The 21597-nt window shown below is 74.0% G+C and carries 19 protein-coding genes; 5 read left to right on the top strand and 14 right to left on the bottom strand.

All coding sequences use genetic code 11. The features are described from left to right. Positions 1-275: 275 nt before the first annotated feature. The 13 genes from QQK22_RS00970 to QQK22_RS00910 form a co-directional block, all read right to left on the bottom strand. On the bottom strand, positions 276-1664 hold the full coding sequence (locus QQK22_RS00970) for an NAD-dependent malic enzyme (RefSeq protein WP_284248712.1): 1389 nt from the start codon (positions 1662-1664) through the stop codon (positions 276-278). 64 nt (positions 1665-1728) lie between these two features. Continuing rightward, positions 1729-2742: a double zinc ribbon and FHA domain-containing protein gene (locus QQK22_RS00965; RefSeq protein WP_284248710.1), complete on the bottom strand. Its 1014-nt coding sequence runs from the start codon at positions 2740-2742 to the stop codon at positions 1729-1731. Continuing rightward, entirely contained in the window at positions 2739-4031 is a 1293-nt protein-coding gene (locus tag QQK22_RS00960) for a vWA domain-containing protein (RefSeq protein WP_284248709.1), read from the bottom strand. Before QQK22_RS00960 ends, QQK22_RS00965 begins: the two co-directional genes overlap by 4 nt. 124 nt (positions 4032-4155) lie before the next feature. Further along, on the bottom strand, positions 4156-4887 hold the full coding sequence (locus QQK22_RS00955; RefSeq protein WP_284252461.1) for a PP2C family protein-serine/threonine phosphatase: 732 nt from the start codon (positions 4885-4887) through the stop codon (positions 4156-4158). Further along, positions 4770-5681 (bottom strand): zinc ribbon domain-containing protein, encoded by a 912-nt coding sequence (locus QQK22_RS00950; protein ID WP_284248708.1) that lies wholly within the window; start codon positions 5679-5681, stop codon positions 4770-4772. Before QQK22_RS00950 ends, QQK22_RS00955 begins: the two co-directional genes overlap by 118 nt. Then, a complete protein-coding gene (locus QQK22_RS00945; RefSeq protein ID WP_284248706.1) occupies positions 5678-8056 on the bottom strand; it encodes a serine/threonine-protein kinase in 2379 nt (792 codons plus the stop codon). Before QQK22_RS00945 ends, QQK22_RS00950 begins: the two co-directional genes overlap by 4 nt. Continuing rightward, positions 8053-9222, bottom strand: a complete 1170-nt coding sequence (locus QQK22_RS00940) for a hypothetical protein (RefSeq protein ID WP_284248705.1) — start codon at positions 9220-9222, stop codon at positions 8053-8055. The genes QQK22_RS00945 and QQK22_RS00940 overlap by 4 nt, the downstream gene beginning before the upstream one ends. Then, positions 9219-10208 carry a glutamate ABC transporter substrate-binding protein gene (locus QQK22_RS00935; RefSeq protein WP_284248704.1) on the bottom strand — a complete coding sequence of 330 codons (990 nt, stop codon included), beginning with the start codon at positions 10206-10208 and terminating at the stop codon, positions 9219-9221. Before QQK22_RS00935 ends, QQK22_RS00940 begins: the two co-directional genes overlap by 4 nt. Next, the gene (locus QQK22_RS00930) at positions 10205-11569 is read right to left on the bottom strand and encodes a hypothetical protein (RefSeq protein ID WP_284248703.1); all 1365 of its coding nucleotides are present in this window, start codon (positions 11567-11569) and stop codon (positions 10205-10207) included. The genes QQK22_RS00935 and QQK22_RS00930 overlap by 4 nt, the downstream gene beginning before the upstream one ends. After that, positions 11566-12540 carry an AAA family ATPase gene (locus tag QQK22_RS00925; protein ID WP_284248702.1) on the bottom strand — a complete coding sequence of 325 codons (975 nt, stop codon included), beginning with the start codon at positions 12538-12540 and terminating at the stop codon, positions 11566-11568. Before QQK22_RS00925 ends, QQK22_RS00930 begins: the two co-directional genes overlap by 4 nt. Continuing rightward, positions 12435-13322: a hypothetical protein gene (locus tag QQK22_RS00920; protein WP_284248701.1), complete on the bottom strand. Its 888-nt coding sequence runs from the start codon at positions 13320-13322 to the stop codon at positions 12435-12437. The genes QQK22_RS00925 and QQK22_RS00920 overlap by 106 nt, the downstream gene beginning before the upstream one ends. After that, the gene (locus QQK22_RS00915; protein WP_284248699.1) at positions 13319-13912 is read right to left on the bottom strand and encodes a hypothetical protein; all 594 of its coding nucleotides are present in this window, start codon (positions 13910-13912) and stop codon (positions 13319-13321) included. Before QQK22_RS00915 ends, QQK22_RS00920 begins: the two co-directional genes overlap by 4 nt. A gap of 11 nt (positions 13913-13923) precedes the next feature. Further along, the gene (locus QQK22_RS00910; protein ID WP_284248697.1) at positions 13924-15153 is read right to left on the bottom strand and encodes a toxic anion resistance protein; all 1230 of its coding nucleotides are present in this window, start codon (positions 15151-15153) and stop codon (positions 13924-13926) included. A gap of 168 nt (positions 15154-15321) precedes the next feature. On the opposite strand from QQK22_RS00910, the gene QQK22_RS00905 reads away from it, so the two are divergent. The 3 genes from QQK22_RS00905 to QQK22_RS00895 all read left to right on the top strand — a co-directional run bounded on the left by QQK22_RS00905 (position 15322) and on the right by QQK22_RS00895 (position 18142). Continuing rightward, a complete protein-coding gene (locus tag QQK22_RS00905) occupies positions 15322-16164 on the top strand; it encodes an acyltransferase family protein (protein WP_284248695.1) in 843 nt (280 codons plus the stop codon). 11 nt (positions 16165-16175) lie between these two features. Next, positions 16176-16547 (top strand): hypothetical protein, encoded by a 372-nt coding sequence (locus tag QQK22_RS00900; RefSeq protein WP_284248694.1) that lies wholly within the window; start codon positions 16176-16178, stop codon positions 16545-16547. A 71-nt stretch (positions 16548-16618) separates the two neighbouring features. After that, positions 16619-18142 (top strand): MFS transporter, encoded by a 1524-nt coding sequence (locus tag QQK22_RS00895; protein ID WP_284248693.1) that lies wholly within the window; start codon positions 16619-16621, stop codon positions 18140-18142. A 39-nt stretch (positions 18143-18181) separates the two neighbouring features. Here the strand turns inward: QQK22_RS00895 and QQK22_RS00890 are convergent, their stop codons facing one another. Then, complete coding sequence (locus QQK22_RS00890) at positions 18182-18979, bottom strand: sulfite exporter TauE/SafE family protein (protein ID WP_284248691.1); 798 nt, start codon at positions 18977-18979, stop codon at positions 18182-18184. A 51-nt stretch (positions 18980-19030) separates the two neighbouring features. Here QQK22_RS00890 and QQK22_RS00885 point away from each other — a divergent pair, with 51 nt between their 5' ends. Both QQK22_RS00885 and QQK22_RS00880 read left to right on the top strand, forming a co-directional pair. After that, the gene (locus QQK22_RS00885) at positions 19031-20356 is read left to right on the top strand and encodes a hypothetical protein (RefSeq protein WP_284248690.1); all 1326 of its coding nucleotides are present in this window, start codon (positions 19031-19033) and stop codon (positions 20354-20356) included. Between the two features lie 26 nt (positions 20357-20382). Next, positions 20383-21594 carry a hypothetical protein gene (locus QQK22_RS00880; RefSeq protein ID WP_284248687.1) on the top strand — a complete coding sequence of 404 codons (1212 nt, stop codon included), beginning with the start codon at positions 20383-20385 and terminating at the stop codon, positions 21592-21594. Positions 21595-21597 lie beyond the last annotated feature (3 nt).

The following is a 21597-nucleotide window of genomic DNA, read 5'->3' as shown; positions in this document are numbered from 1 at the left end:
CCGCACCGACGTCACCGGGAGTCGCGCGCCCGTACCGCACCCCGGGTCCCGCCCGGCATCCCGCATCCCGCCCGACCCTCCGGACGGTGCGCCCGGTGCGCAGATTTTGCTGCTTCAGGTGCGGCGAAGCAGCAAAACGCGCGCAATCGGTGGGCGAGCCAGACAGAAGACGCCGGGGCGGGAGGCGGGAGCCCGGCACCGAGAACGCGGAGCCCGCACCGCGGGCGCGGGCGCAGGCGCGGTCCGGGCCGACCGGCCGGCCGGAGCGGGCGGCGTCAGCGGCCGCGCTCGGCCACCTGCCGGACCGCCGCGGCCACCGTCTCGTGCACGTCCGGGTGGAAGACGCTCGGGATCACGTAGGTCGGGTTCAGCTGGTCCGGCGTCACGACGGCGGCCAGCGCCTTCGCGGCCGCCAGCATCATCTCGTCGGTCACCTCGTTGGAGCGGGCGTCCAGCAGACCGCGGAAGACACCGGGGAACGCGAGCACGTTGTTGATCTGGTTGGCGTAGTCGCTGCGTCCGGACGCGACGACGGCCGCGTGCCGGGACGCGACCGCCGGGTCGATCTCCGCCACCGGGTTCGCCAGCGCGAACACGATCGAGTCGGGCGCCATCTGCTGCACGTCGGCCTCGCTCAGGATGTTCGGCGCGGACACCCCGATGAAGACGTCGGCCCCCACGATGGCGTCGGAGAGCGTCCCGGTGAGCCCCCGCGGGTTGGTCTTGTCCGCGATCTCCTGGAGCGAGGGGTGCATCCCCTCCCGGGAGGGGTGGACGATCCCGTCGATGTCGATCACCGTGACGTCCTGGACCCCGGCCGCCTGCATCATCCGCAGCACGGCGGATCCCGCGGCACCGGCGCCCGACAGCACGACCCGTACGTCCTCGACCCTCTTGCCCACCACCGTCAGCGCGTTCAGCAGCGCGGCCGTCGCCACGATGCCCGTCCCGTGCTGGTCGTCGTGGAACACGGGAATGTCGAGCTCCGCCCGCAGCCGCGCCTCGATCTCGAAGCAGCGCGGCGCGGAGATGTCCTCGAGGTTGATGCCCGCGAAGACCGGCGCGACGTTCTTGACGGTCGCGATGATCTCCTCGACGTCCTGGGTGTCGAGCACCAGCGGGAACGCGTCGATGTCCGCGAACCGCTTGAACAGCGCCGCCTTGCCCTCCATCACCGGCAGCGCACCGAGCGGCCCGATGTTGCCCAGCCCGAGCACCGCCGACCCGTCGGAGACCACCGCGACGGTGTTGCGCTTGATCGTCAGACGGCGCGCGTCCTCCGGGTGGTCCGCCACCTGCTTGCTCACGCGCGCGACACCGGGCGTGTAGACGAGCGAGAGATCGTCGCGGTGGCGGATCGGCACGCGCGACTCGATCGTCAGCTTGCCGCCCAGGTGCGCCAGGAAGACGCGGTCTGAGACGGGCCCGACGGTCACCCCGGGCATGTCGCGCAGCGTCTGCACGATGCGCTCGCGGTCCTGCTCCCCACCCGTGGCGACGGTCAGGTCGACCTGCAGGTGGTCGGCGCCCGACCCGGACACGTCCACCGCGGTGACGACGCCGCCCGCGCCCTCCACCGCCGTCGTGAGGGTGCTCACCGAGGCCGCGTGCGGCGGGACCTCGAGGCGGATGGTGATGGAGTTGCTCACGCTGGGTGTGCTCACGGTGCGTCCTCGCTGGCCGGGAAGGGGGTGCCAGCGAGGCTACTCGCCCCGGCCCGAGGAGGGGTCACACCTCGCCGGGAACACCCCGCCGCACAACGATGCGCGTCCAGCCGCCGACGAAGATGCGCGTGCCCTCCTCGAGCTCCTCGCGGCTCCCCGCCGTGATGGGGCTCGTCGGCAGCGCCTCACCCACCGGGCTGAGGTAGGTGCCGTTCGCGGACTGCAGGTCCTCCACGAACCAGCGCAGCCCGTCGGTCGTGAGCTGGCACTGGCGTCGCGAGACACCGGTGTCGGCGCCGCAGTCGACGTCGGGGTGGATCCCGCGCGAGCGCGAGGGCCGGCCCACGAGCACGCTGCGCGAGCGCAGCGGCACGACGGTCGGCATCCCCACCGACGGGATCGGGTCCTCCGGGCCCTGCTCCGCGTACCAGTCCGGGTCGACCCAGACCTCCGCGACCCACTCGTCCGGGCCGGGAACGGCCGGGGCGGGCAGAGAACGAGACCCCGTGCGCTCGACGGCGTTCGTCGCCGGATCCTGCGACTCGCCGTCGCCGGACCCGCCGTCGGGCTCGCCCGACCCGGCCCCGTCGGCGCCCGGCCCGCTCGCGCGGGGCTCGCCCTCGCCCTCAGCCTCACCCTCGCCAGCGGCCGCGCCGGCCGGCTCCCCGTCGGGGTCCGACGGCGAGCCCTCACCCTCGTGCGGCTCCACCGCCACGGGCGCGGGGGCCGACAGCGGGTCGAGGTCGAGCGAGGACGCCGGCTGCTCCGGCGGCGCGGGCGGGGTGATCGGCGTCGCCCCCGAGTCGGGTGCCGCGAACCGTGCGGACGACGACGGCGCCGTCCCCGTCGTGAAGTCGTAGCCGCAGTTCTCGCAGAACAGCGCACCGGCGGGCGCGGGCGCCTGGCAGTGCGGGCAGGTCGTGGGCTCGGCGGCTTCCGCCGACCCCGCGGCGGCGGCACCGGACCCGGCGGCCGGGCCCGACGGCGCCGACGTCGTCGCCGCCCCGATCGGCGCACCGCAGGTGTCGCAGTAGTCGGTGGAGGCGGACGTGTGCCCCTCGGGGCAGATCACGCTCACTTGCGCACCCGCGTCGTCTTGGTGGAGCCGGTGTCGAGCGCCATCTCGTCGAGCTTGGAGGTGTCGCGCCGCAGCCGGACCGTCCCGCGGTCCGGGTCCTCGATCTCGACCACGCGCCGCAGGCGCGAGGTGGCCTCCTCGTTACCCGTCTGCTGCGCGAGCTGGACGGCACGGCCGAGCTTGACGGTCGCCGTCGCCTCGTCGCCCGCCGACTTGGCGGCGAGACCCTCCTGGATGACAGAGGCCAGCTCCGCCTGGCCGGTGTAGTGCGCCACCTCGGGGCTGATGCGCGCCGTCAGGTTCGCGTCCGAGGACCACTGCGCCTTCACGAGGCCGGAGGCGTGCACCTGCCCGTCGACCGTGAACTGCACGCGCGCCACGAGCTGCTCGGCGCCGACCGGCTTCGAACCGACCCGCACGGCCACGTGGTACTCGCGCTCTTCGTTCCCCCAGGAGCCGGTGGGGAAGCCGCCCGTGAGCGGGTTGACGTCGATCCGCCGCGCCGTGAGGTCCTCGAGCGTCGGGGCGACCTGGCGCACGAACAGCAGCTGGGCCCCCTGCGGGATCCACACGCGCAGCTGCGCGTCCGCGATGCCCTTGCTCACGGAGGCCTTGATCATCTGCTCGAAGTCGGCGGCGATCTGCGAGGGGTCGGCGATGAGGCCGACCGTGCCGAGCAGCGCCGTCGAGATCTCCCGGACCTCCTCGACGATCCAGCGGTCGCCGACGCCGCGCGCGTCCACCTGGAAGTTGCCCTGCACGCGGCGGATGGCGCGCGAGAGGTTGCCCGCGGGCTCGGACTCGTTCTTGCCGTCGGTCAGCAGGATGGCGTGCTTGCGCACCCCGGGCGGCAGCGTCGCGAAGATCTCGTCCGCGAGCAGCAGCCACGAGCTCATCGCGGTCCCGCCCGACGGCGTCACGCGCCCGATCGCGCGCTTCGCCTCGGCGCGGGCACCCGGCTCCATCTGCACGATCTTGACCGGGGCGTTGGGGTAGGGGAAGACACGGTTGGCGACGTGGCTCCCCTGGACGATCGCGAAGTACGTCCCGTCCGGGATCGCGTCGACGGCGACGGCGGCCGCGTGCTTCGCCGACTCGATGTTGCGCCCGGTCATGGAGCCGGAGGAGTCGAAGATGATGATCTCGGCGGCGCCCGCCGTGCTCTCGCCCGCACCGAGTCCGGAGGACGCGTCCACCCCGCTCGCCTGCACCGAGACGATGGCGTGGACGTCGGTGGCTCCCTCCGGCAGGAACTCGTTCGAGAACACCTGGGCAGAGAACGTGGCCACGGGGAACCTCCGGGTCGATCGGTCGATGTGCTGGTCCCAGGCTAGTCACCACGGCGGCGCGGTGAGGATCCTGGTCGGTCGGCGGTGGACGGCGGTCGGGTCGTCGGGACGCGCCGCACCCGTCTCAGTCGTGGTTGGCCGGGTCGATGCGCGCCAGCGCGACCGTGATGTTGTCGCGCCCGCCCTGGTCGTTGGCCCAGCGCACGAGCTCGGCCGCCAGCGTCGTCGGGTCGCTGCCGACCGCCCCGATGCTCGAGGTCACCAGCGCCTGCACGTCCGGGGCGGGTGAGCAGTAGTTCCACAGCCCGTCGGAGCACACGAGCACCCAGCCCGAGCCGTGGGCGACCATCGCGTCGCTGCGGACGGCGACGTCGGGCGCGTCCGCGCCGAGCCACCGCGTGATCGCGTGGGCGTGCGGCGCACGCTCCGCCTCGAACCGCGACATCCCCTGCGCGATGGCCTCCTGCGCCCACGAGTGGTCCACCGACAGCTGGCGCGCCACACCGTCGTCCGGCAGCCAGTAGGCGCGCGAGTCCCCGAGCCACGCCGTCACGACGAGCGGGCCGTCGATCGCGGCGGCCACGAAGGTGCACGACGGTGGGTTCTCCTCCGTCGAGTCCGGGTCGGTCGCGGCGACCACGGCCTCGTTCCCGGCGACGGCGGCGCGCGCCAGCAGCGCCGACAGCTCGCGGATCTGCTCGGCGCTCGGCGCGGTCGCGTTCCGGATCCCGTCGAGGATCACGGTCGACGCCGCCCGCGCCGCCGCGAGCGAGGCGACGTCGGAGTCGGGGGCGGAGGAGACGCCGTCGCACACCACGAGGGCCGCGACGTCGCCCGCCGGGTCGAGGACGCCGATCGACATCGCGTCCTCGTTGCGCGAGTGGACGATCCCGCGGTCGCACGCGCCCCCACCCACGGTGCGGGCGACTCGCGGTAGTGGTCGCGCTCGGACGCGGCGGGCTCGCCGCACATCTCGCAGTAGCCGTCGCGGGCGATCGAGCCGCCGCAGCGCGCGCACGGGCGCTCGACGCCGATCGCCTCGGTCGGTGCCTCGCGGGGCGCCACGGCAGCCGTCGCCGGCGCGTGATCGACGGCGGGGTCGGCCGCCAGGGTCGACGGGTCCGCGACCTCCGTGCCCACCCCGGGCTCGAAGTCCGTGATGAGCACGGCGGGCGCGAGCGCCTCGGGTTCGAGGTCCTCGGGCGGAAGCAGCGGGCTGAACGGGTCGACGTGCGCGCCCCAGCTCGGCAGCTGCGCCGAGGAGGCCGCGGGCGCGGGCGCCCACAGCGGTGCGGGCGACGGCGCAGGGTCCGGCGCGGTCGCGGGCGGCGCGGTCGCGGGCGGCGCCGACGCCGGCGTCGGATCGGGTGTGGGCGACGGCGCTGGCGGGCCCGGGTCGGGTGCGGGGCCCGGGTCCGGCGCGGGGGCCGGATCGGACGCGAGCCCGGCCTCGCCGTCGACCGCCTCGCCGTCGACCTGCTCGCCCGGGGACGCCTCGCCGTCGGGTGCCGCCTCCGCCGAAGCCACGCCGTCGGACGCCTCGCCGTCGGGCACGAGGACCGCGGTGCCGCAGTCCTCGCAGAACCGCGCGCCGGACTCGATCAGGCCGCCGCACACGGGGCAGGCGAGTGTCGTGGTGTCACCGGTCATGTCGTGGTCCTCGGTCGTACGGCGTTGGCGCGGTCGACGAGGTCGATCCGCTCGTCCTCACCGCGGGCCATCCGGGCCCGACGGCGGTAGGCGGCCTCGAGCGCGAGCCGCAGCGGCTGCTCCTTGGCCACCACTCCCCCGACGTTCCCGCTGACGCGCTTGTCGCGCAGCACCTGGGTGAGCGCGGCCGTGTAGACGGCGATCTCGAGGTCGGCGCGCAGCGCGGGCTCGACCGGGACGCCCTTGATGCTGGTCAGCGCGTCGTCGAGACCGCCGAGCGTGCTCGAGGTGTTGACCAGCACGCCCGCCCGGCGCACGCGCGCGACGGGGTAGGAGGCGCGCGTGGGCGCCACGAGGTCGAGCGCGTGCAGCGTGCCCTGAGCGTCGGAGCGCTGCGCGCGGATCCGCGCGAGACCGAAAGCCGACGGCGCGGTGAAGTTCGCGTCCGAGCGCGCGCACACGACGTACATCTGCTCGGCGACGTCCACCTCGCCCGAGAGCTCGCACGTCGTCGCGAGCGCCAGCTTCGGGGCGAGCTCGCCGGGCACCTGGCCGTAGACGGCGTTGAAGCTCGCGCGCGCGGCCACGACGTCGCCCATCGCCATCTCCCGCAGGCCCGCGAGCCACACGGCGCGCCACTCCCACGGGTCGGCGTTCAGCAGCGCGGTGATGCCCTCCTGCGCGAGCTCGAACCGGCCGGCGCCGATCGCCGCGTGGATGCGCGCGAGCCGCACCTCCACGGTGTCCTGCGCGGCGCCCTGGAGGGCGTTGAGCCGTCCCACGGGGTCGTTGATCCCCGCGAGCCAGTTGGCCATCGGGTCGGTCGGGTCGACCTTGAGCACCGGGAGCTCGTCCCACCCGAGCGGCGCACCGGTCGAGTCCGCCATCGGCGCCTCGAAGTGGACCGAGGCGGAGGAGTGCAGCGCCGGGCTGCCCGGGCCGCGGTTGGTCGCGACCACCTCGCGCAGCACGCCGACGACCTGCGTGCGCAGCTCGTCGACGGCGGCGAAGCGGTCCGCGGCATCCGGCGCGCAGGCCTTGGCCACGAGCCGGTAGAAGGAGTCGTACTGCTGGAACACCGGGGTGTCGGCCACGGGCGGGAGCGAGGCGACGTACGTGGACGTGTTGCCCCGGAAGTCCAGCACCATCGTCGCGAGCGTGCGCCCGATCGTGTAGATGTCCGACGCGATCGTGGGCCCGTCGGTGGGGACCTCCGGCGCCTGGTAGCCCACCGTGCCGAAGATCGCGGACGTCTCGTCGTTCGCCCGCCGCACGCCGCCCAGGTCGATGAGCTTGAGCCGCTCACCCTGCTGGATCATGTTGTCGGGCTTGAAGTCGCAGTACAGGAGATTGTGGTCGTGCAGGTAGGAGAACGCCGGCAGGATCTCGAGCACGTAGGCGAGCGCCTGGTCCACCGGCAGGGGGTCCACGACGCCGTTGTTCGCCTCGCGGCGGTCGGTGAGGATCTCCTTGAGCGACTTGCCGCCCACGTACTCCATGACCGTGTAGCCCGCGCCGTCGTGCAGCGCGAAGTTGTAGATCTCCACGATCAGCGGGTGCTCGACCTCGGCGAGGAACTCGCGCTCGGCGATGGCCGCCTCGTAGGCGTCCTTGTCCCCCGCGTTCAGCAGGCCCTTGAGCACCACCCAGCGCCCCGAGACGTTCTGGTCGCGCGCGAGGTAGATCCAGCCGAGCCCGCCGTGCGCGAGCGCTCCGACCACCTCGTACTGCCCGCCGACGAGGTCGCCCGGGCCGAGCGTCGGGTCGAAGTCGTACCGGCTCCCGCACGCGGCGCAGAACCCCTGCGTGCGGCCGACGACGCCGTCGCGCGAGCGCCCGACCGCCGCCCCGCACGAGGGGCAGAACCGCTTGGACTCCGCCAGCTCCGGCGTCGCCATGATCGCCTGCAGCGGATCGGCCACGGGGGTCGGTGGGACGGTGGTGAGCCCGGCGCCGATCCGGTGGCCGCGCAGCCGCGTCGAGGACGTCCCGGTGCGGCGGGCCGTGCGCGACCCGCGCGCCGACCCGATCGCGGCCGTCTCCAGGCGCGAGGAGGAGGTGCGCGTCGAGACGCGGCTCGAGGCGGGAGACAGGTTGGCCGCGCCGGGGCCCGAGGAGGGGGCCGGGGTCGAGGACGCACCGCCCCCGCCCGCACCGCCCCCGCCCGCACCGCCCCCGCCCGCGCCGCCCGCGCCGGGCGCGGGCCGCAGCCCCGTGCCCTGCGCGAACTGGGGCGACCCACCCGCCTGGGCGGGCGCCGTCGCGACCCCCGCGGGCAGCGGCGCCGCCCCGGCGGGCGAGCCGCAGACGTTGCAGTAGCCGTCCTCGATCTGTCCGGTGCACCCCGGCTGGGTGCAGGTCGTCGCGGTGCTCACGCTGGTGCCTCCGTGGTTCCGCTCGCGCCGGCGCGCGAGGGCAGCTGCTGGGTCAGGCGTTCGTACAGGTCCACCAGGTCGACGGCGAGCTCGACGTCGCAGGGGGTGGTCTCGACGGCTTCCCTCGTCTCCCGCTGCGCCGCCGCCACCGTGGGCGAGTCCGCGCGGCCGTTGCGGCGCGCGCGCTCGGTCGCGCTCGTGAGCCGGAACCGCAGCGACGCGCGGGTGCGCAGCGGCGTCGTGTACGCGTCCTCGACGGCGTCCATCGCGCGCGCCACGAGCTCGAGCCGCGTGAGGTAGGCCGCGAGGGCGTCACGCTGGTCGGGCACGTCCCCGAGCCGCGAGACGTCGGGGACGGCGAGGTTGGGCGGGCGCAGCACCTCGCGCCGGCAGCGCGCGGCGAGGTCGGCCAGCACGTCGGCGCGTGCGGCCAGCCGCTCGAGCAGCGACGTGGCGCGGGAGTGGTCCCGGTCCTGCTCGTGGCGCTGCGCGGCCGCGACGATGGTGTCGCGCTCGGCCCGCGCGGCGGCGGCCTCCAGCTCGGCGAGCGGACCGGAGGCGTCAGCGCCCCGAGCCGCATCGGCCTGAACCCGGTCGAGCCGTGTGACGAGGGCGTCGACGTCGGGCACGCCGTCGCCCGCGAGGTCCTCCCGGCGCACGAGGTCGCCGCTGCGCACGAGGCTGGCGCGCACGCTGCGCAGCCTCGCGACCGTGTCGGCCTGGTTCGGGTCGAACGACAGCCGCACGCGCAGCTGCGAGATGAGCGCGTCGCACAGCCGCGTCGACTCCACCAGGGAGACCTGGGCGCTCGGGTCGGCGCCCCCGCCGGGCACCTGGGCGCCGTCGAGCCGGCCCCAGATCACGCGGGACATCCGCTCGCGCGCGACGGCGTCGGCACGCCCGGAGTCCCACAGCTCGCGCAGCTGCTCCGCCCCGGTGCTGACCGACTGCCACATGCTCATCGCCAGCACCACGTCACCCGTGAACGCCTGCGAGTTCGCGGCCTTCTGCGCGGCGGCGTCGAGCCTGCCGAGCTCGGTGCGCCGCTGGGTGAGCCAGTCGGCGAGCTCGGACTGGTAGCTCAGGAGCTGCTCGGCGCCGATCGCCTCGCCGAGCCGACCGGGCGCCCGAGGCGCCGCCGACGCACCCGCCGGGGCCGACGTCACGAGGCCCGCCCGTAGACGGGTGTCGGCGGGGTGGTCTCGGTCCCGAGCACGCTGAGCCAGCGGTCGTAGGACGCCTGCCAGCGGCCGTCGGCGACCCGCTGCGCGAGCACCGTGTTGGCGAGCTGGACCAGGTCGACCGAGGCGGCCGGGAAGCCGAGGCCGTACGGCTCGGCGCTGATCGCCTCGCCCACGACCTTGGCGTAGGGGTCCTGGGCGGCGAAGCCCGCGAGGATCGTGTCGTCGCCGGTGATCGCCTCGACCTGCGAGCGCTGGAACAGCACCAGGCACGCGGTGTGGGTGCGGGCGGGCACCGCCTCGACGTCGTAGTCCTCCAGGCGCTGCAGCGTGGTCGTGCCCTCGGGGGCGCACACGCGCTGCCCGGCCAGGTCCTCGAGGCTCTCGGCATCGGACTCGGCCGAGACGAGCACCTTCTGGCCGGCGCCGTAGTACTCGGCCGAGAACGCGATCGACTCCCAGCGCTGGCAGGTCATCGAGAAGGTGCGGGCCACGACGTCGACCTCGGAGCCCTCGAGCACCCCGACGCGCTCGCCCGAGGTGATGACGCGGAACTGCACGCGGTCGGGCTCGCCGAAGATCGCCGTCGAGAGGTCGCGCAGCACGTCGATGTCGAAGCCCTCGATCTCCCCGGTCAGCGGGTTGCGCGAGCTCATCAGGAGCGTGTCGGCGGAGATGCCCGCCACGAGCGTGCCGCGGTCCTGGATCTGCTGCATCGTGCTGCCGGAGGCGAACGTGCCGGGGTCGGGCAGCTGGGGCAGCGGGTCGTACGACGTCGTCGCGTCGTCGCAGGTGGCGGGGGCCGGCGGGGCGGGCGTGACCGGCGCGTCGGTCGCCTCCGCCGTCGGCGGCGCCTCCCGGCCGAGGTCGTCCAGGCCGGACGGCCCGGTGCAGGCGGCGAGCGTCAGGGCGGCGACCGTGGCGACGGCGGCGATCGCGGCGTTCGGTCCCGGGTGACGGCGGGTCCTCATCGGTACTCCTCCAGACGCTTGTTGATACCTCGCCACGCGAGCACGGCGGAGGCGAGACCGGCGGCCACGAGCACCCAGCTCGCGATGCCCACCCCGGTGCTCGCGGAGCGGAACTCGCTGCGGGCAGTCGCCGAGCTCTGCTCGACGGCGGCGCTCGCGGTCTCGACGAACGTGAGGTAGCGGTCCGTGGGGTCGCCGGAGGCGTCGCTCGTGGCCAGGGCGACGGCGCCGTCCCAGTCGCCGGCGTCGTCGAGCGCGCGGATCTCGTCGTGGCCCTCGACCCAGGCGGCCAGGTCGTCGGTGGCCTCCGTGCCGATGACGGCGCGGCGGTCCAGCTGGTCCTCGGCCTGCATGATCGCGGCGTCGAACGTCTCCTCGGCGGCGGCCCCGGAGCCGCGCTGGATGAGCCCGAACGACTCGGCGGTGCGCGCCTCGCCGGCGTGCGAGAGCGCCTGTGACATCGCCAGGGTGGCGGCGTAGGGGCCCTGCCGGGTCTCGGTCAGCGTGTCGTTGCTGCTCCCGACGGCGAGCGCGCACGCGAGCCACGCCACGAGCGCGAGTCCGGTCCCGACGACCAGGGCGGGGTTGAGCGTGCGCCGGGTGCGGCGCGCGAGCCAGATCTGGATGCCGACCAGCACGAGGACGCCGACGATGACGATCCACAGCAGTCCGGAGATCGCGCTCGCGGAGTTGAGGTCGCTCGCCGTCGCCTCGGCGTTCGCGACGATCGCGGCGTCGAGCGGGGGCAGCACGTCCTGTTCGAGGAGCGCCGCGGACGTGTCGAGGTAGGCGGCGCCCACCGGGAAGCCCTGGCGGTTGTTGGCGCGCGCCTGCTCCACGAGGCCGGCGTAGGTCGTGAGGGCGGCGGCGACGTCGTCCAGCGAGCCGTCCGTGTCCGCATCGCCGCCCGCCAGGGCCGCGACGCCGGCCGTGCCGGCGGCGAGCGCGGCGTCGTAGGCCTCGCGCTGCTCGGTCGGTTCGAGGCCGCCGACGAGGTAGGCGTTGCTCGCCGTTCCGCTGGCGGTGACGAGGTCGGCGCGGGCGGTCTGCAGCTGCAGGATCGCGTCGACCCGGTCCACGACCCGGGCCGACGTGGCCTGCGTGAGCGAACCGACCAGCACACCGGCCAGCGAGACCAGCAGCGACGCGACGACGGCGAGCACGATCGCCAGCCGCAGCCGGCCGGGGGTCCGGCTCATCCGGGCACGCCAACCCGAGCGCACACCCGACTTCGAGCCCTGGCCCTGCGGCGGCGCGCCCTTCCCGCCGCCCTGCGGACCGGCGGGGGCGCCGCGCGTCCGCCCGGGCGGTGGTGGCACGACCGGACCGCTGCGGCGCGGCGCCGTCGGGGTGGAGGTCATCGCTGCGGCTCCTCGTGGTCGACGGCGTCGGCCTGGTCGGTCGCGTCGGGGGTCGCTCCGGCGTCGTCGAGGTCGACGGCATCGGTCGGCTGCTCGTCGTCCGGCGTCCCGACGGCGTCGGTCGGCTCCCCACCCTCCTGCGGCGAGAGCAGCGCGAGCGTGTCGTCGAGGTCCTGACCCGTCGGGTCGAGGAGGTCCTCCGGCAGCAGCTCGCGCAGCTGGTCGATCGTGGGCGCCTCGACGTCGCGCAGGCGCCAGGCGTGGCGGGCGATCGCGGCGTCGAGCAGGTTGCGCACGTAGCGGCCGTTGCCGAAGCCCGAGCTGCGGGGCTGGACGCTCGTGATCTCCTCGACCCGCTCGAGGCACTCCGGCGTCGGGGCGAAGTCCGCGCCCTCGGCCATGAGCGTGAAGATCGCCCGCAGCTCGGCGTCGGTGTAGTCCTCGAACGTGATCGTGGTCGAGAACCGGGACTCCAGGCCCGGGTTGGTGTCGATGAAGTCCTTCATCGGTCCCGGGTAGCCCGCGACGATGACGACGAGGTCGTCGCGGTGGTCCTCCATGTCCTTGACCAGCGTGTTGACCGCCTCGGCGCCGTACGCGTCCGGCCCGTCGCTCCCCTGCGAGAGCGAGTACGCCTCGTCGATGAACAGCACGCCGCCGAGCGCGGAGGCGACGACCTCGGAGGTCTTCGCCGCCGTCTGGCCCAGGTAGCCCGCGACGAGCTCGCTGCGGTCGACCTCCACCAGGTGCCCCTTGCTGAGCAGTCCGAGCGCGCGGTAGATCCCCGAGACGAGGCGGGCGATCGTCGTCTTGCCGGTCCCGGGGTTGCCGACGAACACGAGGTGACGGGTCAGCGTCGGTCGGGTCAGCCCGGCCTCGGTGCGCAGCTTCTCGACGCGGAGCAGCTCGATCTGGCGCTTGACCTGCGACTTCGCCCGGTCCAGCCCGACGAGGTCCTCGAGCTTCGCCATCTGCTCCTCGAGGGAGGGAGCTCCTCGGCCTCGACCTCGACCTGCTCCTCGGTGGCGACGGCGGTCTCGCCGGCCGCCTGCGGTGCGGCAGTGGTGGCGCCGGCGCCGGGCTGCCCCAGGGCCGCCGGCGCCGCGGGCTGCGCACCACCCCGGAGCGCCTCGAGTATCTCGCCGACGGCCGGGAGGCCCTGCAGCCCGCGGTTCAGCGCAGGCTCGGGGAGCAGACCGGGCGGGACCGGCGGTGCCGCGGGCGCGCCGCCGGTCCCACCGAAGGAGGTGAGGTCGACGGCGGAGGGGAGACCCGCCGTCGTCGGCCCGGACGTCCCTCCGGACCCCGGCGGAACGGCGGGCGCCACGGGGGCGCCGCGCTGGGCCGCCGCAACCTCCGAGGCGGCCTGCGCCACGAGCGCCGAGGGCGTGCCGAGCCCGACGGCGGCCGCCGCGGCGACCTCGACCAGCGCGTCCGCGTACGCCGTCGCGCGCTCGCGCTCCGACGGCGAGGCCCCGGACAGCCGCAGCGCGACGAGCGTCTCGGTCGGTGCCGTGCGCCAGCGCCGACCGCCGGCCGCGGCGGCGAAGAACTCCCGCACCGCACCGCGTTCGAACGCCCGGACCCAGTCGGCCGGGGCTCCGGGCCCCGCCTCGGCGACGGCCGCGGCGAGCACGGACGCCTCGTGGCGCACGGCGTCCGCCTCGAGACCCGCCTCCTCGCCCGCGGCGACGAGCCGGTCGACGGCAGCGTGCAGGGCGGCGTCGCGATCGGCGTCGCTGGGCGTGGTCACGGGGCCTCCAGGCGGCCGGGTTCGGTCGGTTGCTGCACGGTCGGTTGCTGGGTGGACGGCTGCGCCGGGACGCCGCGCGTCTCGCTGCCGAGCGCGAGCGAGGAGCTCTCGAACTTCGAGGCGAGGAACTCCCCGTGCGCGATGAGGGCGTTGGCGTCCTGCCGCGAGACGGCGTCGGAGATCCGGCCGAGCGTCATGGCCAGCAGGTCGAGCTGGTCACACAGGAGCATCAGCGACGTCTTGCCGTCGGCGACGACGCGGCGGTCGGCGAAGTCGCGCGGCAGCCGCAGGTACGTGTCCACCGCCTCGGGCAGGTAGCTCGTCGCCGCCTGGACCACCGTGTGCGCCTCGAGGCTGGCGACGCCCATGCGGTCCAGCCGCGGAACCATCTCGGCGATGCGCACCGTGATGCGGTGCACCCGCGAGGACACCGCCGGCCCGACGCGACCGCTCACGCGGTCCTCGACGGACTGCACCGCCGCGAGGATCTCGGCCGAGGTCGGGGGTGCCGGGACGTCGGGTCGCTGCTCCGCCGTGATCTCGTTGGCGCGGCCGGCGAGCCGACCGATGACACCGTCGAACCATCCCATCGAGGTCGTGCCTACAGACGCCCGAGGTCGAGCGAACCGTTCGTGACCCCGATGTTCTCCGGGCTCTCGGCCCGGCGCGCGCGGTCGACGTAGGACTGCGCCTTGGTGGTCTCGACCTGCAGCACGCCGATCGTCTTGCTCATCGAGTCGAGCGCCTGGATCTTGAACGTCGAGATCGAGTCGAGCGTGGCGTAGATGTTCTCGAACGCCGTCTGCAGCTGCTCGATGCCGACCGACGCGCTCGCCGCCTGCTCCTGGATCTGGGCGGAGTTGCTCGCGAGCATCTGCGACGTCGAGGCGATGAGGTTCGAGGTGGTGGTGTTCAGCGCGGTGATCTGGTCGAGCACGAGCTTGTGGTTCGCGAGCGCCTGGGCGACGATGACGGCGGTGCGCAGCGCGGAGACCGTCGTCGTGGTGGCACGGTCGACACCCTTGATGAGCTCCTGGTTGTTCTTCAGGATGATGTCCATCGCCAGGTAGCCCTGGATCGAGACGGCGAGCTGCGTCAGCAGGTCCTGGTGCTTCTGGCGGACGTAGAACAGGACGTCCTCGCGCAGCGCGGTGGCGCGGTCTGGGTCGGTGGCCTCGATCTCGGAGATCGCGGCGGAGACACCGACGTCGAGCTGCTCGGCGACGTAGATGTACTGGTTGAGGCGCGTCATCGTCTCCCAGAGCTGACGCTTCTCGAGGTTGAGCGCCGCGTTGTCCTTGCGCAGCTCGTCCTGACCCGAGTAGAGCGAGCGGATGATCGCGTCGATCTGCTTCTGGGCGCTCTCGTACTGGCGGAAGTAGTCGCCGATCTTGTCGCCGAACGGCAGGATCCCCAGCAGCTTGCGGCCGAAGCTCTTCTCGCTGGGGTCGAGCTCGTCCACCACGCGGCGCAGGTCGAGCAGCGACTTGCTCACCGAGGAGGACTCGGCGATCCCGCCCTCGCGGATCTCCTTGACGGGCGCCTGCAGCAGGCGGTTGGAGACCTCGGCGGCCTTGCGGATCTCGGCGTCGCCCATCGTGCGGATGTCGTCGGCCTTGGCGGAGAACTCGGGTGAGCGCGTGGTGGCGCCCTGGAGCTGCTCGAGGTAGGAGCTGACCTTCGCGTCGAGCGAGGGGATCACCGCGGCGTCGATCTTGGGCGCCATCGCCGGGGCCTGGGTCGTGGTGACCTGCTCGAGGGGACCGGGCGCGCTCAGGGTCAGCGTCTGGCTGGCGGCGGGCGGCTCGAGGGGTGCGGCTTGGGAGGTCATCGCGGTCCTTCGTCGGGTGGCGGCAGGCGGCGCGCCCAATCTACGCCAGCGGGGGCCCGGGCGGGGTTCAGTTCCTCCGCTCCGGGGTGGATCCCCGGGAGAGACCAGGGCGATCCCTGAGGCTTCGGTCGAACCCCACCGACCGCCGCGGTGGGCCACACTGTGCGGGTGACCGTCCTCCCCGCCCTCCCTTCCCAGGCATCGGCGGTCGTCCGTCACCTGCCCGCACTCACGGGCGTCCGATCCTTCGCCGTGATGGCCGTCGTGGTCACCCACGTCCACAACACCCTGCGCGAGCTGATCGGCGACCCGTACAAGCCCTTCGAGTTCCTGAGCTACCACGGCTGGTTGGCCGTCGAGTTCTTCTTCCTCCTCAGCGGGTTCACTCTCGTCCACGCCTACGCCGGTCGGATGGGTGAGGCCGTCGGCCCCCGCGCCTACGCCCTGTTCGTGTGGCGGCGCTTCTCGCGGCTCTGGCCGGTCTTCGCCGTCACCCTCGTCCTCACCACCGTCGTCATGACCGCGGGTGCGGCCCTGCGCCTGCCCATGCCCATGGCGCGGACGGCTCCCGACCCGGGATTCTTCTTCCAGCAGCTCTCACTCACCTGGATGTGGTTCCGCGACGACCGCGCGGTCCCCGCCGCCTGGAACGGCGCCTCCTGGTACGTCAGCGTCGAGTTCCTCGCCTGCGTCCTGTTCCCGCTGCTCCTGCTGGTGGTCCACCGGCTGGGGCGCCTGGTCCGGACCGGGTGGCTCGTGGTGATCCTCGCGCTGACCATCACGCCCTACGCCGTCATCGAGAGCTACTACTCCAACCAGCCGACCCCCTACTCCTCCATGCTGCGCGTCGCGACGTTCTTCACCGCCGGGATGCTGCTGCGCATCCTCGTCGATCGGTTCTCGCGCCAGGGCGACGACGTCGAGGTCGGCCGCGCGTCGAGCGACCGCCGCGACCGGCCCTCAGCGACCCGCAACGCGTGGTGGACCGATCTGCTCGCCCCCTCGGCCTGACGGCTCTCCTGGTGACGATGTGGGTGGACTACCACCTCCTCCCCGACCGCGAGCTCGTCTACCTCGTCACAGCCCCCGCCTTCTGCCTGTTGGCCGCCGGTCTGTTCCTCGGGCGTCGCGGCGTCACCCAGCTGTGCGCGTCCCGCCTGCCGGTGGCGCTCGGGCGCATCTCGTACGGCATCTTCCTCGGCCACGGCTTCCTGCTCATCGCTCGCGAGTACCTGCTCGAGAGCGGCCGCCTGAGCGCCGCGTCGTCCCCCGTCCTGATCGCGGGTGCGATCGCCGCCTACCTCGGCGGCAGCATCGTGATCGGTTGGCTGCTGTGGCGCTACGTCGAGGAGCCGGCCAGCCGGACCATGAACGCGATGGTCCCCGTGCGCTGAGGCGACGAGCATCACGGGGCAGTCCCGGAACGAACCCTGACGCCGTCGGTCGGCGGTGGTAGAGATGACACGTGCCCTCCGCCCGCCGCTCGTCGGTCCCCGCCTCCTCCCCCGCGTCCCCCTCCGGACAGCGACAGCACGACGCACGGTGGCCGGCGTTCGCCGTCTGCCTCGGCGCCGGGTTCATGACGCTGCTCGACGTCACGATCGTCAACGTCGCCCTCCCCTCGATCGAGACGTCGCTGGAGGCCGGGCCGAGCGAGCTCCAGTGGATCCTCGCCGGGTACACGCTCGCGTTCGGTCTCGCGCTGGTGCCGGCCGGGCGGCTCGGCGACGTCTACGGGCGGCGCACCCTCTTCCTCGTGGGGCTCGCCGCGTTCGTGGTGACGTCCGCCGCGTGCGGCCTCGTGGACTCCGGTCCCGCGCTGGCGGGCGTCCGCTTCGCCCAGGGCCTGGCGGCCGGGGTGCTCAACCCGCAGGTCATCGGCTTCATCCAGGACCTCTTCAGCGGCCCCGAACGCGGCCGGGCGTTCGGCTACTTCGGCGCCACGATCGGCGTCTCGACGGCGATCGGCCCCCTCGCGGGAGGCGGGCTCCTGGCGATCTTCGGCGAGGGCGAGGGGTGGCGCGCGGTGTTCCTCGTGAACGTCCCCATCGGCCTCGTCCTCCTCCCGCTGGCGTGGAAGCTGCTGCCCCGGCCCGAGCCACGGCCCGCCGGTGCCTCGCGCGGAGCCAGGCTCGACGTCGTCGGATCGCTCCTGCTCGCCGCGGCCGTGGTCGCGATCATGTGGCCGTTCGTGTCCTCGACGGCGGAGGGCGGGTCCGGCTCGTCCGGCGAGGCGGGCGGCGGTGGGGTCGGCACCGCGTGGTGGGCGGTCGCCGTCGGCGTCGCCCTGGTGGGCGTGCTGGTGTGGTGGGAGCGTCGCGTGTCGGCCCGCGGCGGGCTGCCGCTCATCCCCGGCAACCTGCTGCGGGTGCCGTCGTTCACGTTCGGCGTCGGGGTCTCGACCCTGTACTTCCTCGGGTTCACCGGGATCTGGCTCGCCTCGACGCTGTGGCTGCAGTCCGGGCTCGGGCTCACGCCGCTCCAGGCCGGCCTCGTGCTGACGCCGTTCTCCATCAGCGGTGCGGTGGCCGCCACCCTCGGCGGGCGGTGGATCTCGCGCTTCGGCCGCCCGCTCGTGGTGGGCGGTATCGCCGTGACGGTCCTCGCGCTGGCGGTGCTCGACGTCGTCGTCTCGGTGCTGCCCGCGCCCGCTGTGGCGTGGGTGGCGGCGGGGCTGCTGATGGTGGCGGGCTTCGGCAACGGGTTCGTGATCTCCCCGAACCAGACGCTCACGCTCGCGAAGGTCCCGCCGGGCGACGCGGGTGCGGCCGCGGGTTCCCTGCAGACGATGCAGCGCATCGGGGCGGCGGTCGGCGTGAGCGCGAACTCGGCGGCGTTCTTCGCGGTGCTCGCCGCGACCGACGACTACGGCGACGCGTTCGCGATGTCGCTGCGCGTCGTGGTGGGCGTGATGCTGCTGGGACTCGTGGTCGCGATCGTCGACGCGCGGCGCCGCTCCGCCAAGCACGAGGACGCGACCTCCGGCTGACCGCCCGAACGAATCGGTGGACCGCCCGAACGGTCCGACTCAGGCGCCCTCGCCCCGCGCCTTCCGCCGCGCCTTCAGCGCCTCGAGCACGGTCTTGACCACGAGGAACGCCAGGAAGGCGACGAACAGGACGTTGGCCAGCTGCGGCGGGATGGCGCCCGCGGTCAGCGTGCCGAGCGTGACCGTCACGCACGCGGCCACACCGATCAGGAGTCCGGAACGCACGTCCACGTTGCGACGTCGGGCGTTGCCGATGGTCCCCGAGATCGCCGTCGGGATCATCATCAGCAGCGACGTCCCCTTCGCGATGAGGTCGCTGTAGCCGAACAGCAGGATCATCGCCGGCACCACGATGACGCCGCCGCCGACCCCGAGCAGACCGCTCAGCACCCCGGTCACCAGGCCGACCGCCACGAGACCGAGCGCCAGCGGCCAGGTGAGCACCACGTCCTCGCCGCGCACCGGGACCGTCAGGACGAGCTGCACCGCCACGACGAGCAGGAACACCACGAACGCCCACCGGAGCACCTGCTGCGAGAGCCGGGCCAGGAGCCACGTGCCGATCTGCGCACCGACCACGGTGCCGATGGCGAGGATGCCCGCCGTCGGCCAGTGGACGTTCCCCCCGATCCCGTAGGCCACCACACCGACCGCCGACGTGGGGACGATCGCCAGGAGCGAGGTCCCCGCCGCGAGGCGACGGTCGAACGCCAGGAACGCCACCAGTGCCGGGACGATCACGGTCCCGCCGCCGACGCCGAACAGGCCGGACAGGTATCCCGCGCCGAGGCCGACGAGGAGCAGGGTGAGGAGTCGGGAGCGCGTCACGGGGCCCATCTTCCTCCCCGCCGGTGGCAGGATCGAACCGCGTCCACGAGGAGGTGCCGCATGGGTCACGTTCCGCCGGACGAGTTCGGCGCGCCCACCCCCGATGATGATGCGGCGGACCACGCCGTCGGGAACCCCTTGCCGCCGCGCCACGGGCCCGGCGGCCGGACCGTGGCGGTCGAGCGCGCGGGGTTCGCGGTCCTCGGCGACGACGCGCCCGACCCAGCGGGCGAGGGCGACGCCCCCGGCCCCACCCGGCGCGGGCCCCGCACCCGCTCCCGGCGCCGCACCCGTGTGATCGCGACGGCGGGCGCCCTGGTCGTCCTGGCGGCCGCGACCGGCGGCCTGCTCTGGACGCAGGAGCGGGAGCGGCGCACGCCCGAGGCTGCGGTGGCCGAGTACGTCGGCCTCGTCGAGCGGGGTGAGGTCGAGGCCGCGACCGCTCTGGTCCCGGTGCCGGGCACCCCGCTCGCCGACGCCGACGCCGACGACACCCCCACCCCCACCGGCCCGACCACCGGGAGCACCCCGATCACCGTCACCGTCGACGCGCCCGCACAGGTGCTGGACCCCGCGCTCCTCACCGACGCGGTCTACGCCGCGGGCGGCGGCATCGCGGACGTCGAGGTGGTATCCCTCGAACGCGCCGGGACACCACCTGTGGGAGGTGTGGTCGAGGTCGAGGTCTCCTACCTGGTGTCGGACGTCCCGAGCACGGCGGTGCTGCGCGTGGAGCGCCGTCCCGACTCCTTCCCCGGCCTCCCCTCCTACCGTGTGCTGGACTCGCTCGCGCGCCCCGCCGTCGTCGACATCTTCGACACCGACCTGGGCACGGCGTCGATCGACGGCGTCCCGGTCCTCACGAGCGGCAGCCCGGGCGTCGGCGCGCCCCAGCTCGCCACGATGCTCTACCCCGGGCTCTACGAGGTGGCGTTCGACGGCGGGTCCCACCTCTCCGCGTCGCCGGCGGACCTGCGGGTGGGCTCCGGGCGGACGAGCGAGCGCGACGCCGTCGTGCGCGTCGACCTCCAGGTGACCCCGACGCAGACGGCCCAGGACGCAGCCACCGAGGCGGCGAACGCGTTCCTCGCGGCCTGCGCCGACCGGACGGTGCCACCCTCGCCGTCGTGCCCCGCGCCCTATCTCCAAGCCCCGGGCGAACCAGAACCGATCGGCTTCACCTCGGGGTTCACCGGCATCGCGCTCGCCCTCGCGCTCGAGCCCGACGGCGAGGGCACGGCGCCCGTCGTGCAGGCCTCCCTGCAGGTCACGGTCGTCGTGCGGACGGAGCAGGGCGCGCGGGACGAGTCGTTCTGGCTGACCGTCCTGGTGCCGCTCGACGACTCGCTCGACCCCGTGGTCACGACGCGGACGCCCTACGGTTGACGGACATCGAAGGAGGGGGCACGGCGATGGGGCGACGACCGGACGACGAGTTCAGCGATCCCTCGGCGGTCGACGACGACGTCGCAGCCGCCGGGATGCACCGGTGGCGGGGCGGTCCCCTCGACCACGGGGACGAGGATGCGACCGCCGGCGACGACGCGTGGGACGACAGCGACACCGGGGCCGGCGACGCTGCAGATTCCGTCGAGCCCCGACCTCACCGCAGGCGACGCCCCGTGCTGACGACGCTCACTGCCGTGGCCGTGCTCGCCGTCGTGACCGCCGGTGTCCTCCTCGCTCAGGAGCGCGAACGCCGTACACCCGAGGCGAGCGTCGAGCGGTACGCGCAGCTCGTGGCCGACGGCGAGTACGAGGCCGCGTCGGCGATCGTGCCCGTGCTGGGGAGCTGGGAGGGCCCGGCGGTGTCGTCGGCGCCGCGCGAGGTCGTCCCCGAGCTCGTGTCCGACGAGGCCTCGGCGAACGGCGACTTCACCCTGGTCGAGGTGACGCGCGAGGACGAGACGATCCCGCCCGTCGGGGAGACCGTGGAGGTCACGGTGCGGTCCGAGACGGACGGCCGTCCGACGTCGAGCGTCCTGCGCGTCGAGCGCCGCCCCGACTCCTCCCCCGGGCTGCCGTCGTGGCGCGTCCTGGACTCCCTCGCCGTCCCGCTCGTGGTGCGGGTGCCGAACAAGGGACTGGTAGAGGTCACCGTCGACAGCGTGCCCGTGACAGGAACCGCGCCGGAGGACGGCGACGCCGCGACGATGGTCTACCCGGGCGTCCACACGGTCGCGTTCGACGGCGGCGAGTACCTGCTCGCCCAGGACGTCGAGCGGCGCGTCGCCCCGGCGGGCAGCAGCGTGGACCCGCAGACCTGGTCGGTCATCGCGTCCCTCGACGTGATCCCGGGCGAAGCGGCGGTCGGCGCAGCGCTCGCCGACGCGACGTCCTTCGTCGACGCCTGCATCGCGGGCGAGCCGGCCGACCCGCCCTGTCCCGACCCCGTCGCCGCCGGGACCGCCTGGGCGGACCTGCCCCGCTACGACACCACCTGGACCCAGATCGGGTCGAGCGTGTTCACCGACGGCAGCGCCCCTGTCGTCGTCCTCCAGCTCCTCGGCTCGATCACCTCGCCGGGCGTCACAGGTCCGCCCCCGGCCGTCGTCCAGCTCGGGGCCACCGTCCGCCTCGGCAACGAGCCCCCCACCGTCGAGATCACGCCGATCGAGGACTGACCC

This window comes from Litorihabitans aurantiacus (assembly GCF_030161595.1).
GTDB lineage: Bacteria > Actinomycetota > Actinomycetes > Actinomycetales > Beutenbergiaceae > Litorihabitans > Litorihabitans aurantiacus.
This window is presented reverse-complemented; position numbering and strand designations above follow the sequence as displayed.